Here is a 14,253-nt window from a genome sequence, read left to right as displayed (position 1 = left end):
ACGGTGGCCGACGGCAAGGCGACGGTTGCACGCGAAGTCGACGGCGGCGCGGAAACGCTGTCGCTGACGCTGCCGGCCGTGGTCACGACCGACCTGCGCCTGAACGAGCCGCGCTACGTGACGCTGCCGAATATCATGAAGGCGAAGAAGAAGCCGCTCGAAACCGTCAAGCCGGAAGACCTGGGCGTGGACGTCGCGCCGCGCCTGAAGACGCTGAAGGTGGTCGAGCCGCCGAAGCGCGCGGCCGGCGTGAAGGTGCCGGACGTGAAGACGCTGGTCGAGAAGCTGAAGACCGAAGCCAAGGTGCTGTAAGAGGGAGCGCAAAGAAATGACGATTCTGGTGATTGCAGAACACGACAACGCGTCGATCAAGGCCGCGACGCTGAACACGGTGGCGGCGGCGCAGAAGATCGGTGGCGACATCCACGTGCTGGTCGCGGGCCACAACGCGCAAGCGGCTGCGGACGCAGCAGCGAAGATCGCAGGTGTTTCGAAGGTGCTGCTGGCGGATGCGCCGCAACTCGAAGCAGGCCTCGCGGAAAACGTCGAAGCGACCGCGCTGAACATCGCGAAGGATTACTCGCACATCCTCGCGCCGGCGACGGCCTACGGCAAGAACATCGCGCCGCGTATCGCCGCGAAGCTGGACGTCGCGCAGATCTCGGACATCACGGCGGTTGACGGTGCCGACACGTTCGAGCGCCCGATCTATGCGGGCAACGCGATCGCGACGGTGCAATCGAGCGACCCGATCAAGGTGATCACGGTGCGTGCAACGGGCTTCGATCCGGTGGCAGCGGAAGGCGGCAGCGCAGCGGTCGAGAAGATCGACGCGGCGGCCGATGCAGGCAAGTCGCAGTTCGTGAGCCGCGAAGTGACGAAGCTGGACCGTCCGGAACTGACGAGCGCGAGCATCATCGTGTCGGGTGGCCGCGGTCTGGGCAGCGGCGAGAACTACACGAAGGTGCTCGAGCCGCTGGCGGACAAGCTGTCGGCAGCGCTCGGCGCATCGCGCGCGGCAGTCGACGCCGGCTACGTGCCGAACGACTACCAGGTCGGCCAGACCGGCAAGATCGTCGCACCGCAGCTGTACATCGCGGTCGGCATCTCGGGTGCGATCCAGCATCTGGCCGGCATGAAGGATTCGAAGGTGATCGTCGCGATCAACAAGGATCCGGAAGCGCCGATCTTCAGCGTGGCCGACTATGGCCTCGTCGGCGATCTGTTCGCGCTCGTGCCGGAACTGGTCAACGAACTCTGACGGGAATGGCTGCAAGCAGCCATGCGGACGCTTGCAGCCTTCACGACGCTTCACATTTCGAGAGCGCGAAACGACATGTGTGTCGAGCAATCCGAATCATTCGACGCCTGGGTCGGCCGCAGCGAAGAAAGCGCGGACCGGATCACCCACGCGCCAATCCGCCTCCTGCGGGCCACGCTGGATTATGCGGACGCGTCCGCACTGCCGGCCGCCCTGCCGCCGCTGTGGCACTGGCTATACTTCCTGCCTGGCGAGCGCCAATCGAATATCGGCGTCGACGGTCATCCGCGGCGCGGCGGTTTCCTGCCGCCGGTTGCGCTGCCGCGCCGCATGTGGGCCGGCGGACGATTGCAGTTCCTGCGCCCGCTGGCCGTCGATGCGCCCGTGCAGCGCCGGTCGACGATCACGAACGTGCAAAGCAAGTCCGGCCGCAGCGGCCAGCTCGTTTTCGTGACCGTACTGCATGAAATCAGCGACGCACAAGGCGTGGCGATCCGCGAAGAACAGGACATCGTATACCGCGACGCACCGCCGCCCGCGTCGGCCGGCGCACCGGCACCGGCTCCACTGCCCGCACCGCCCGACGAGCAATATTCGCGCATCGTCATGCCCGACCCGGTGCTGCTGATGCGTTTTTCCGCACTGACCTTCAACGGTCACCGGATTCACTACGACCGCCCATACGCGATGCGGGAAGAAGGTTATCCGGGCCTCGTGGTGCACGGCCCGCTGATCGCGATGCTGCTGCTGGAGGAACTGCGCCGCACGCACCCCGACAAGACCGTTCGCCGCTTCGAGTTCAAGGCCGTCAGCCCGTTGTTCGACACCGCGCCGTTCACGGTGAACGGCAAGCTCGAAGGTCGTGCCGCCCGCCTGTGGGCGCGCGGCCCGCAAGGGCAGCTGGCCATGCAGGCCAGCGCCGAACTGGAATAGCACTATGACCATGCAAGCTCGAAAAGGCCCCCTGAGCGGGATGACCGTCGTCACGCTCGAACACGCGATCGCCGCGCCCTTCTGCACCCGCCAGCTCGCCGACCTCGGCGCGCGCGTCATCAAGGTGGAGCGCCCCGGCGTCGGCGATTTCGCGCGCGCCTACGATCACCGCACGCGCGGACTCGCGTCGCATTTCGTCTGGACGAACCGCTCGAAGGAAAGCCTCACGCTGGACCTGAAGCACCCAGACGCGCAGGACGTGCTCGGCGAGCTCATCGCCCAGGCCGACGTGCTGGTGCAGAACCTCGCGCCGGGCGCGGCCGCGCGCATGGGGCTGTCGTTCGACGCGCTGCACGCCCGATATCCGCGGCTGATCGTGTGCGACATCTCCGGCTACGGCGGCGACGGCCCGTATCGCGACAAGAAAGCCTACGACCTGCTGATCCAGAGCGAGGCGGCGTTCCTGTCGATCACGGGCACCGCCGACGAGCCCTGCAAGGCCGGCAACTCGATCGCGGACATCGCGGCCGGTATGTATGCGTACACGGGCATTCTCAGCGCGCTCCTGCAGCGCGGCGTCACGGGCGAAGGCTCGCACGTGGAAATATCGATGCTCGAAGCGCTTGCCGAGTGGATGGGCTTTCCGATGTACTACGCGTACGACGGCCAGCAGCAGCCGGGCCGCAACGGCGCGGCGCACGCGACGATCTATCCGTACGGCCCCTTCACGGCGGGCGATGGTCGCGTAGTCATGCTGGGCCTGCAGAACGAGCGCGAGTGGAAGGTGTTCTGCGAGACCGTGCTGCGCGACCCGGCGCTCGCGACCGACCCTCGCTTCGACGCCAACGTGCGCCGCTCGGAACATCGCGCGGAACTGAAAGCCGTGATCGAAGCGGTGTTCGCCGGCCTGACGGCGCAGGAAGTGATTGCGCGCCTCGACGAAGCTCAAATTGCCAACGCCGCGGTCAATCAGGTGGGCGATCTGTGGACGCACCCGCAACTGCATGCGCGCGCGCGCTTTCGCACGATCGATTCACCCGCCGGCGAACTGCAGGCGCTGCTGCCGCCTGCCACGATCGACAGCTTCGACGTTCGCATGGACGCGGTGCCCGCGCTCGGCGAGCACAGCACGACCATCCTCCGCGAGCTCGGGCGCTCCGACGCCGAGATCGAACGACTACGCGCCGCCGGCGCGATCTGAACCATGTCCACGCCCTCTTCTCCCCTGCATCACGCCCGCAGCTTCCTGTTCGTGCCGGCCACCCGGCCCGAGCGCTTTGCGAAGGCGCTCGAGTCGGCAGCCGACTGCATCGTCATCGACCTCGAGGATGCGGTCGGCATGGACGCCAAGGACGCCGCGCGTGCGCAACTCGCGCAGCACCTGCCGCTGCTGGATTTGGAGCAGCGCTCGCGCACCGTCGTGCGCGTGAATGCCGTCGGTACGCCGTGGCACGACGAGGACATCGCACTGCTGCGCGCCTGGACGCGGCAAGACGTCGTCGTGATGCTGCCCAAGGCTGAAGACGCGAGCGCACTGCGTCGTGTCGCGCAACAGCTCGGCGACGCAGCGCGCATCGTCGCGCTGATCGAATCGCTGGCCGGGCTCGATGCGGTCGATGCGCTGGCGCGCGATCCGCAGGTCGTGCGGCTCGCGTTCGGTCATCTGGATTTCCAGCTCGACCTCGGCATGCGCGCATCGGCAGAGGAACCGGAGCTCGCCTTTGTGCGCAACGCGCTCGTGGCCGCATCGCGCCGCGCGCGGCTACCCGCGCCGATCGACGGCGTGACCGTGCGCACCGACGACGCCGAACGCCTCGCGGCCGATGCCCGGCGCGCGCGCGCGTTCGGCTTCGGCGGCAAGCTGTGCATCCACCCGGCGCAGGTCGCCGGCGTGAACGACGCATTCGGCTATTCGGACGATGAGCACGCGTGGGCGCGCCGCGTGATCGACGAAGCCGGGAAGCACGGCGGCGCGGCATTCAGCCTGGACGGCCGCATGGTCGATCTCCCGGTCATTCGCGCGGCCGAAGCAATCGTCGCGAGCGGTCGGAAATAGACGCGATCGGGGCGGGCGGTCGCGATTCGCGCGCGGCGGCCCCGCCCGGCATCCGCAGGCCGACGGATCAACCACGGCCATCTGCGTGCCCGAAGCAAGCGCCTGCTTCGTGAATCCCCCGGCCGGATCGGGCAATCTAAATGACCCTGTTCCATGCACCGTTCTCCGCTCTCTCCGGCTCCACGAACGCCCAAATCGCATGACACGGGTTGCAGCGATAGTACGTCGCAGCACCGGCCGACCCTGCCCCTGCCGATCCCAAAGGCGGTGGAGCGACTTCCGTGAGCATTCCACTTGCGACGGCAGCGTCACGGTGCCGGGAAGATTGCCGGTATTGAGCGCGTGACACGAATTGCCCGGGTGGGCCGATACCGAGGCAGTGCGCACAAGCCGGCAGCAATCGGGCGACTGCGCCATGGCTCTCGGCTTCATTTCCCCGCATGAGCTTCAGAAACAGACCGCGCGAAATTGCGGCCTGAACACGGGCACTTGCGTCGTTCAACCACATTCGAAGCTGGTGCAAGTCGATATCTCGATCGCGATAGCGGCGAAGCATCGTCTGAAGATCTCGATCCATTGCAATAGCACTCGTTGTACGGAGTAGCCGCTGTATGGTGGTTGCGATTGGCGACAGACCGATAGCCGAAAAATCGACGAGCCGCGACGGATACTGCGCGAAAGCGCCAATAATATCCGATCGAATTCGCGATGATTCCGAGGTCGACGTCTCCGCAGGCGCGACCTGGCCAGCGACGGATGCAACGACACGGTTCGTGCCCTGCTGCTTCGCGCGATCCTCTTCGGCATACGGCCCGGCTCAGCCATGGCCTGACCTCGGCAATCGCCGCGGCCGGCGGATATCGGCCTTTCGCTCACCCGATTGCTTCGCGGGTTCGAATGAACGATGCCATACCGGCCGCCGGCCCCCACGAAAGGTCGTCTGGGGCGTACCCATCCCCCTGGACCATTTTCACGCCCGGCGTCAGACAGTCCACATGGCAGTCAGATCGGCGGCCTTCGTCGCCGGGTTCAGCTCACGCAGCGCGGCCAGCAGCGCGCGCGCCCGTTCGGCACCCAGCACGTCCGTGGTCAGGTCCATGAACTTCGCGTCCTGCTCGTGCTCCGGCATCGGGTTCGTGTCGGTGCCGATCGGGTCGCCGACGAACACGTGCTCGGTGCGGCCGTCCTTGAACGTGACGGTCACGTCGGCCACGAACTTGCCGGGATACTGCTTCTCGAGCGCGGGGTCCTCGGTGATGCGGATGCTGCGCGCGATGTCGATCACGGGCGCCATGTCGACCTTGCCGGCCAGGTAGTCGCGGTGGACCGGGTAGCCGTTGCCCTTGCCGAGCAGCGTGAACGCGGCCTGGATCGGCAGGCTGAACTGCACGTGTTCGATGTTCTTCGGCGCGTATGCGTTGATATTGGCCGTGCCGACGACGACGTTGAAGTGCGGCGTGATCTTCAGGTGGATGTCGGCGATCTCGTCGCGGCGTGCCGCGAACGGCCGCAGCGCATCGATGTACGCGTGCGTGCAGTAGCACGCGCAATACGCCTTCAGCCACACCGTGCCGATCTCGAACGGCCGGTCGACGGCGAAGCGCCGTTCGGCGTCGTCCCCTGCCGTGCGTTGCAGGAAGGTGCGAAAAAAGCCCTTGTTGCCGCTCAGGAACGCGCGCGGGCCGGTGATGCCGGCGCGCGCCATGTCGGCCGCCGCCATCCCGTTGCGCGTGCCGATGCCCGCGTGGATGCGCTTGATCGAGCCGCCGGTCGACGTGTACTCGGTCGTGCCCGACACGTGGCTCAGCGCGATCGCCAGCGCGTGCAGCGTCGTCTCGGCGTCGAACCCGCGCAGCTTGGCCGCGACGGCCGCCGCGCCGAAATTGGACAGCGTGCCGTGCGGGTGATAGCCGCGCTGCAGCAGCTCGGGCGCGGCCAGCATGCCGATGCGCGCATAGACCTCGTAGCCGGCCACCATCGCGACGATGATCTCCTCGAGCGACGAACCCAGTTCCTCGCCGATCGCAAGCGCCGCAGGAATCACGCAGCTGCCGGGGTGACTGTAACTGGGGCCGTGCGCGTCGTCGTATTCGAAACCGTGCCCGTACGAACCGTTGACGAACGCGGCGTCGGCCGCGCTCATCGTCAGTGCCGACGCGCTCACGCGGCTTTTGCCCGGGCGCTGCTGGGCCGTCGCGTATGCGAGCAGCTGCTCGGACCACGGCAGTTTCGAAATGCCGACCTGCAACGCAATCTGGTCGCGCATCAACCGGTTGATGCCGGCATGTGCGCGCGCATCGAGATGCTCGTATTTCAGTTCCTGGATGAAGCGCACCACCGCCTGCTCGAGCGGCGGGCAGTTGTCCGGCGCAACGGGCCGGGTGTCGCGGGTAACAGTCATGGCAGTTTCCTCGGTGATCGAAAGGTGAATGGCCCGGCATGCGCGCGGGCCTCGTCGGTTTATGTGTGGCGATGGGTGCGGCGCTGCCGCCCCACCGAAAATGCGATACCTGCGGCAAGCAACGCGACGACGGCCATCAGCAGCAGCGTCGCCGGGGAGCCGCCGGTCCCTGGTCACGCCGAGCAGGTACGGCCCGGCGAAACCGCCCAGGATTCCGACCGCGCCGATCCATGCAATGCTGGCCGCGGCGGCCGCCACCGCGCCGAAGATGTAGTGGCCGCCAGCAGCGTCGGTGCCACGTATTCGGTCATGTGGCCGGCTTCCTCGTGCAGGTCGCCGCAATCCATCGCACGCGGCATCGGACCCAACGCTCGCGCCGCTTCGTGGGCCGGCACGCGGCCGCCGTAGAACGGCAGCGGCGTACTGCGTCTGCAACGCCATCCGGCACAGTGTGGCCATCGAATCTTCGATCCCTTGCCGGTCGAATTTCGCCATTCTTCCGTCTCCTCGTCGCAGATGGCCCGGCGTGTTCAGAACACGAACACGCCCTTGCCGCCCGCCTGCGCGTCGAACTGCCGGTAAGCGTCGTCGGCCTGCTCCAGTTTCCAACGGTCGGTGAACAGCTTGTCGACGTCCACGCCGTGATTGGCGACGAAGTGGATGCATTCCTTCATCCCGACTTCCGAGAACGTGTAGGACCCGATGATCGTGCGCTGCTTGCCGATCACGTCCTTCATGCCGTCGACGTTGAGGTTGCCGCCCACGGCCACCAGCGCGATGCGGCCCCACGGGCGCGTGCTGCGCACGGCCTGCTGCCTGGGCACGTCGCCGCCTGCGCAATCCATCGCGCAGGTCACGCCGAGGCCGCCGGTGAGCTTGAAGATCTCCTCGATCGGGTCCTGCCGGCTGCCGTCGATCACGTGCGTCGCGCCGAAATCCTTCGCGCGCGCGACGCGGTCGGCCGCGATGTCGACGCCGATCACTTCCACGCCCATCGCCGCGGCCAGCTGCACGGCCGACAGTCCGACCGGGCCCAGGCCGAACACGGCGAGCGTGTCGCGCGCGCTGATGTCGAGACGCAGCAGCGCGCCCCAGGCCGTTCCCGTGCCGCAGGAAATCGCGGCGCCGGTGGCGAACGAGACTTCATCGGGCAGGTGGACCAGCGACGTCACGGGCACCTTCATGTAATGCGCGTGGCCGCCGTGCTTGATGACGCCGTGAATGTCCGCGCCGTGGCTGCACATCTGCGTCCAGCCGGTGCGGCAGTGGTCGCAGTGCATGCAGCCTTCGTAGTGGAACACCGCGACGCGGTCACCGACCTTGAACGCGCGCGGATCGACGCCCGCGCCGACTGCGACCACCTGTCCGCACGGCTCGTGACCGCCGATGATCGGCGTGTCCTCCGACATACCGCGCGATGCGAGATCCTTGAAGCCCAGCGACCGGATCACGTCGGCCGGCTTATTGCGGTAGAAGTGCAGGTCGCTGCCGCACATGCCCGACGCCCTCATCTCGATCACGGCATCGCCCGGGCCGGGCGTCGGGTCCTCGAAATCCAGGATCTCGAGCGTGCGTTCGCCTCTGAAAACTACGCCTTTCATGTCTGTCTCCTGCCTGCAGCGGAATGGGGTCGAACGACGGCGACGTGCCGGCTCAGACCAGATTGATATAGGTGGCCTTCGGGTACAGGAAGCTCTCGACGTGTTCTTTCCCGCCCTTCCATCCATAGCCGCTCATCTTGGTGCCGCCGAAGCCCACGGCCGGATCGATCACGCCGTAGCAGTTGACCCAGACGGTACCCGAGCGAATGCCTTGCGAGACCTTGTGCGCGGTCGACAGGCTGCTCGTCCATACGCCGCCGGCAAGACCGTACGGCGTGTCGTTCGCGAGCTGCAACGCTTCGTCCATCGTGTCGAACGGGATCACCGACGCGACGGGCCCGAAGATTTCCTCGCGGGCGATCGTCATGTCGTTGCGCACATCGGCGAACACCGTGGGCTCGACGAAGAAACCGCCGGCCGGCGCGCCGGCCGGCCGCCGGCCCCCGTGCACGAGCCGCGCCTCCTTGCCGCCGATGTCCACGTAGTGCATCACGCGATCGAGCTGGCGCCGCGAGATCAGCGGGCCGATCTGCGTATCCGGATCGCGACCGTCGCCGATCCGGATGGTGCCCGCGAACGCGGCCATGCGCTGCACGAACTCGTCGTGAATCGCACGCTGCACGAAGATGCGCGTGCCGGCCACGCAGACCTGGCCGGTGTTGGTGAACACGCCCATCGCCGCGCCGGGCACGGCCTTGTCGAGATCGGCATCGGCGAACACGATGTCGGGCGACTTGCCGCCGAGTTCGAGCTGCAGCCGCTTCAGGTTGCCGGCCGACGCGCGCACGATGGCCTGCGCGGTGCCCACCGATCCCGTGAAAGCCACACGATCGACGTCCGGATGTTCGGCCAGCGCCTGGCCGACGTCCTTGCCGTAGCCGGTCACGACGTTGATCACGCCGTCGGGCACGCCGGCTTCCATCATCAGTTCCGACACGCGCAGCGACGACAGCGACGCATCCTCGGCCGGCTTCAGCACGGCCGTGCAACCCGTGGCGAGCGCAGGGCCGTAGATCCACCACATCCCCATCAGCGGGCCGTTCCACGGAATGATGCCGCCGACCACGCCCACCGGCATCAACTGCTTGAGCGCGGTGAAGCCGGGCGCGATCGACATCGGCGGCGTTTCCATCGCGCCGGCGCCGGTTTGCGATGCGTAGAACTGCAGCAATTGCGACAGCCATTCCTTGTAGCCTCGCGTCCGCACGAGCGGCGCGCCCATGTCGAGCGTCTCGATCAGCGCAAGCTCGTCGAAGTGATCGAGGATGACGTCGTGCACACGCAGCAGCAGCTTGCGCCGCTCATGCGGCGTGAAGCGGCTCCACGGCCCGTCGAACGCCCGGCGTGCGGCCCACACGGCGCGGCTCACGTCCTGCGCGTTGCCCTGCGCGATATGGCACAGCACTTCCCCGGTCGCGGGATTGATGGCCTCGATGCGTTCGCCACCGGTAGGCTCGACCCACTGTCCGCCGATCAGCAGTTGCTTGGTGCCGCGCACGAAATCCGGAATACTCGGGTTGAGGCTCACAGATGTCTCCTTCCAAATTGTTCTGGATGACGAAATTTACATGCGGAGCATGATCGACTTGGTCTGCGTGTACGCGTCGATCGATTCCTGGCCAAACTCGCGGCCCCACCCCGATTGCTTGTATCCGCCGAACGCCATGGCCGGATCGGATTCGCCGAAGGTGTTGATCCACAGCCGCCCGGCCTTGAGCGCGCGCACCACCTTATGCGCGCGCGCGACGTCGCGTGTCCATACCGCGGCGGACAGGCCGTAGGTGGTGTCGTTCGCCTGCAGCACCGCATCGTCCTCGTCCTTGAACGGGATGATCGACAGCACGGGCCCAAAAATCTCTTCCTGCGCGATTCGCATGCCGTTGCGCACGTTGTCGAACACCGTCGGCTCGACGAAGTAGCCGGCGCCGCTCCACGGCTGGCCGCCGAGCCGCAACGTCGCGCCGCCTTCCCGGCCCACATCGATGTACGACCGGACACGCTCGCGCTGCGTCGCCGAAATCAGCGGGCCGATCTTCGTGTCGGCCGCGAACGGGTCGCCGGCCTTCCACGCGGCCGCCACCTGCGCCACGCGCTCCGCCACCCGCTCGTGGATGCTCTGCTGCACGAACAACCGCGTGCCCGCCGAGCATACCTGGCCCGAGTTGCCGCAGAAGGTTTTCACCGCGGCCTGCACGGCCTTCTCGATGTCGGCGTCGGCGAACACCACGTTGGGCGCCTTCCCGCCGAGCTCCAGCGTCACTTTCTTCAGGTTCCCCGTGGCGTCGCGCGTGATCTGCTTGCCGACGGCCGTCGAGCCCGTGAACGCGATCTTGTCCACGCCCGGGTGCTGCGCCAGCGCGGCGCCTGCGGTCGCGCCGAAACCCGGCAACACGTTGATGACGCCCGGCGGCAGGTCCGTTTTCTGGATCAGCTCCGCGAGGCGAATCGAGGTGAGGCATGCGAGCTCGGCGGGCTTGAGGATCACCGTGTTGCCGCAGCACAGTGCGTTGGCGAACTTGATCGCGGCCATCAGGATCGGCACGTTCCACGGGATGATCTGGCCGCATACGCCGAGCGGTTCGCGCAGCGTATAGATCAGCGTGCTGCCGTCCGACGGAATCGTGGTGCCGAGCACCTTCGAACACCAGCCCGCGTAGTAGCGCACGATGTCCACCGTCGCGGTCACGGCGGCCTGCGCGAACCACAGCGGCATGCCGTTGTCGAGCGACTCGATCGCGGCCAGTTCGTCGATATGGGCGTCGATCTTGTCCGCGATCTTCAGCAGCGCGCGCGTGCGGGCGTGGGGCGACAACGCGGACCACGACGGTGCATCGAACGCCTTGCGCGCGGCGATCACCGCCGCGTCGACGTCGGCACTGTCGGCCTCGGCGACACGGCAAAGCAGCTGTTCGGTGGCGGGGTTGATCGTCTCGAACGTCTTGCCCGATGCGGCGTCGACCCATTGCCCGCCGATCAGCAGGCGCTTCGCGCCCCGTCCGATCCACGCGAGCGCTTTCGCACGCGCGGTTTGAGCGGCGCTGGTTACAGTCGTCATGACATCTCCGGTTGGTGTAACGGGGTGCATCAGGCCAGCGGTACGTCGACGCGGGTCGACAGCACCGCACTCCGCGGATTGGCGCGGCGCACCTCGGGATTGAAATCGGCAGGCGTCACGCACATGAACAGCGTGCGTCCGTGCTCGCCGCCCGGCGCGCACGCGTAGCCGTTGCGCGCGCCGATGCCGGACGGGCATTCGGGCACGTTCATCTCCTCGCACAGGTTGCCGCCGTCCTCGCGGGCCAAGTACACGCATCCGGTATGGAGATTGCGAGCCGCCTCATTTAACCTGTCGTTAGTTAGATTGAAGGACCCGACACGAGCGCGATACGTGCGCTCGACCGGTCACGCCTGCGGCAGCCGGGCCGACGGAAATTCGGGCTGACGCTTGCCGCGCAAGGCGGCAACGCCTTCCTTGACGTCCGCACCCAGGAAACACAGCATCTCCAGCGCGAGCGAGTTGTCGAATACCGGCCCCGCCACGCGCATCCAGTTGTTGAGCGATTTCTTGGTCGCACGAATCGCGGTCTGGCTGCCGCGCGCGAGGTTGGCGGCAATGGCCAGCGATCGCGACAGCACGTCGACGCGCGGCACGCAAAAGCTGACCAGGCCGATTCGTTCAGCTTCCTTGCCGTCGACGAAATCCGCGGTCATCAGGTAATACTTGGCCTTCGCCATCCCGCACAGCAGCGGCCACACGATGGCCGCGTGATCGCCCGCCGACACGCCGAGGCGTGCATGTCCGTCGGTCAGCTTCGCATCCTCGGCCATCACGCTCACGTCCGCCAGCAACGCGACGACGAGGCCCGCGCCGACGGCCGTGCCGTTGATCGCGGAGACGATCGGCTTGTCGCACGCGAGCATGTTGTAGACGATGTCGGACGCCTCCTTCATCACGCGCATCGTGGCCTCCTGGCTGGCCGCCATTTCCTCGACCACGGAGAGATCGCCGCCGGCCGAGAACGCGCGATCGCCGGCGCCCGTCACGACGACCACCTTGACGCCCGGATCGTCGCCGACGACGCCCCATACCTTGGTCAACTCCCAGTGCATCCGGTTGTTCGTGGCGTTCATCACCTCCGGACGATTGAGCGTGACGAGCAGGACGCCGTCCGGCTGGCGATCGAACAGGAGGAACTGGAAATCTTCGTATTTCATGCTGAACCCAGGGATGTGTGGAACGGCGGGCGGCGTGTGTCGACGCCCGTCGATGAAGTGACCCGCGTCGGTTCGCGGCACCGGGGGAGCGCGCAAGGGATCGTCGAGATACCTTGCAATCTAACTAACAGTTGTTATTCTATTTCGCGTGCGGGGATTTCCCATCAGGGAATGCCCGCATGCGCCGGTCGAGCGCGCGCTTGCCGGTGCGGGATTTTCGAAGCGCGGAACGTTTCGGGCGCAAACATTGCGTACGGCGGCATCAGAGCCAAACCTGACGGTATTCGCAGAAACAGATCAGAACGAGGAGCGAGACACATGAGTCACCCCACCATCGTCCAGCAACTGGCCGATTTCTCGGCCGACGTCGACATCGCCCGGTTACCCGACATCGTCGTGCAGGAATGCAAACGCGACATCCTCGATTCGCTGGGCGTCGCGCTGGCGGGTATCGATCATCCGAGGGGGCGCATCGGCATCGAAACGGGCCGCCGCATCGGCGGCAGCGCGGGCGATGCAACCATCATCGGCACCGGCGAGCGCTCGACCGCGTACGGCGCCGCGTTCGCCAACAGCGAATTGCTCAACGCGCTCGACGCCGACTCCGTGCTGTTGCCGGGCCACGTGAGCCCGTACGTACTGCCCGGCGCATTCGCGACGGCGGAGACGCACCGGCGCTCCGGCCGCGACCTGATCGCCGCCGTGGCCGTGTCGCACGAGATCTCGTGCCGCTTCGGCGCCGCGATGAGCGGCTACCGCGACACCAAAGATGGCAAATCCGCGAATCCCGCATCGGTGGTCGGCTACAGCAGCACCGTATTCGGCGCCACCGCGTCCGCGGGCAAGCTCAAGCGGCTGTCGGCCGCCAAACTGGCCAATGCGCTGGGCCTGGCCGCCGCATCGGCGCCGGTGAATGCGCAACGCGCGTGGTTTACGCACGCCCCCACCGCCACCATCAAGTACCAGCTCGCCGGCGGCCTGACCAACATCGCGCTCACGGCCGCCGACCTGGGTGAACTGGGCCATCGCGGCGATTTGCGCATCCTCGACGACGAGGTCAACGGTTACGCGAGCTTCATCGGCACCGACCGCTGGATGCCCGAGAAGATTACCGACAACCTGGGCGACGAGTGGCGCTTTCCCGGCTTCCAGATGTTCAAGCCCTATCCGCACTGTCGCGTGATGCACGCGCCGCTCGACCTGCTGATCGACATCGTGACCCGCAACGACCTGAAGCCCGACGAGATCGACGGCATCACCTCCTTCGGCGAAGGCTGGGCCTATGTGCTGCCCTGCTTCACCAACCGGGAAATCCTGGAGGTGCACGACGCGCAGTTCTGCTTTTCGCACGGGCTGGCCGTCGCGGCCCATCGCATCCCGCCCGGCCCCCGGTGGCAGGACCCGTCCGTCGTGTTCGACCCGTCCGTGATGGCGCTGATGAACCGCGTGTCGCTGGAAACCCATCCTGCCTATTTCGAGTCGATATCGGCGGACATCTCCAGCCGCCCGTCGCGCGTGGAAGTGCGTGCGCGCGGCCAGGTCTTCGCCGGCGAGAAGACGTTCCCCAAAGGAACGCCGTCGGCGGACCCCGCGACCTACATGACCACCGACGAACTGGTGAACAAGTTCCGCACGTTCGTCGACGGCCTGCTGCCGGCATCGACCATCGACCGGGTAGTCGACAGCGTGCTGAACCTCGAAAAGGTGGACGACTTCGGGACCGTCATCCGCCAGTTCGTGCGATCGTCGGGCAACTGAGCGTGGACAGCAACCTGGAAAATCCGGA

12 protein-coding genes are annotated in these 14,253 nt (G+C 66.7%); 6 read left to right on the top strand and 6 right to left on the bottom strand.

Going from position 1 to position 14,253, the window contains the following annotated elements; translation table 11 throughout:
- From HWX08_RS32865 to HWX08_RS32845, 5 genes are all read left to right on the top strand, one after another.
- Positions 1–312: electron transfer flavoprotein subunit beta/FixA family protein (locus tag HWX08_RS32865; protein WP_425128485.1), on the top strand; the 312-nt coding region annotated here is incomplete at its 5' end.
- Between the two features lie 16 nt (positions 313–328).
- Positions 329–1,261, top strand: a complete 933-nt coding sequence (locus HWX08_RS32860) for an electron transfer flavoprotein subunit alpha/FixB family protein (RefSeq protein ID WP_174919815.1) — start codon at positions 329–331, stop codon at positions 1,259–1,261.
- Positions 1,262–1,336: 75 nt separating this feature from the next.
- Entirely contained in the window at positions 1,337–2,194 is an 858-nt protein-coding gene (locus tag HWX08_RS32855; RefSeq protein ID WP_174919814.1) for an HTD2 family dehydratase, read from the top strand.
- Positions 2,195–2,204: 10 nt separating this feature from the next.
- Positions 2,205–3,395: a CaiB/BaiF CoA transferase family protein gene (locus tag HWX08_RS32850; protein WP_174919812.1), complete on the top strand. Its 1,191-nt coding sequence runs from the start codon at positions 2,205–2,207 to the stop codon at positions 3,393–3,395.
- A gap of 3 nt (positions 3,396–3,398) precedes the next feature.
- A complete protein-coding gene (locus tag HWX08_RS32845) occupies positions 3,399–4,250 on the top strand; it encodes an HpcH/HpaI aldolase/citrate lyase family protein (protein WP_174919810.1) in 852 nt (283 codons plus the stop codon).
- Between the two features lie 982 nt (positions 4,251–5,232).
- Here HWX08_RS32845 and HWX08_RS32840 read toward each other — a convergent pair.
- The 6 genes from HWX08_RS32840 to HWX08_RS32815 form a co-directional block, all read right to left on the bottom strand.
- Positions 5,233–6,651, bottom strand: coding sequence for an MmgE/PrpD family protein (locus tag HWX08_RS32840; RefSeq protein WP_174919808.1), 1,419 nt, complete (start codon positions 6,649–6,651; stop codon positions 5,233–5,235).
- A 530-nt stretch (positions 6,652–7,181) separates the two neighbouring features.
- The gene (locus HWX08_RS32835) at positions 7,182–8,252 is read right to left on the bottom strand and encodes a zinc-dependent alcohol dehydrogenase family protein (RefSeq protein WP_174919806.1); all 1,071 of its coding nucleotides are present in this window, start codon (positions 8,250–8,252) and stop codon (positions 7,182–7,184) included.
- A 52-nt stretch (positions 8,253–8,304) separates the two neighbouring features.
- Positions 8,305–9,780 carry an aldehyde dehydrogenase family protein gene (locus HWX08_RS32830; protein WP_174919804.1) on the bottom strand — a complete coding sequence of 492 codons (1,476 nt, stop codon included), beginning with the start codon at positions 9,778–9,780 and terminating at the stop codon, positions 8,305–8,307.
- 36 nt (positions 9,781–9,816) lie between these two features.
- Positions 9,817–11,307 (bottom strand): aldehyde dehydrogenase family protein, encoded by a 1,491-nt coding sequence (locus tag HWX08_RS32825; RefSeq protein WP_174919802.1) that lies wholly within the window; start codon positions 11,305–11,307, stop codon positions 9,817–9,819.
- A gap of 29 nt (positions 11,308–11,336) precedes the next feature.
- Positions 11,337–11,555 (bottom strand): hypothetical protein, encoded by a 219-nt coding sequence (locus tag HWX08_RS32820; RefSeq protein ID WP_174919800.1) that lies wholly within the window; start codon positions 11,553–11,555, stop codon positions 11,337–11,339.
- 99 nt (positions 11,556–11,654) lie between these two features.
- The gene (locus HWX08_RS32815; RefSeq protein WP_174919798.1) at positions 11,655–12,467 is read right to left on the bottom strand and encodes an enoyl-CoA hydratase/isomerase family protein; all 813 of its coding nucleotides are present in this window, start codon (positions 12,465–12,467) and stop codon (positions 11,655–11,657) included.
- Positions 12,468–12,638: 171 nt separating this feature from the next.
- Here HWX08_RS32815 and HWX08_RS32810 point away from each other — a divergent pair, with 171 nt between their 5' ends.
- Entirely contained in the window at positions 12,639–14,225 is a 1,587-nt protein-coding gene (locus HWX08_RS32810) for an MmgE/PrpD family protein (protein ID WP_425128483.1), read from the top strand.
- The last annotated feature ends 28 nt before the right edge of the window (positions 14,226–14,253 follow it).

Origin of the sequence: Burkholderia metallica (genome assembly GCF_902832845.1) — a bacterium.
Classification (GTDB): Bacteria; Pseudomonadota; Gammaproteobacteria; order Burkholderiales; family Burkholderiaceae; genus Burkholderia; species Burkholderia metallica.
This window is presented reverse-complemented; position numbering and strand designations above follow the sequence as displayed.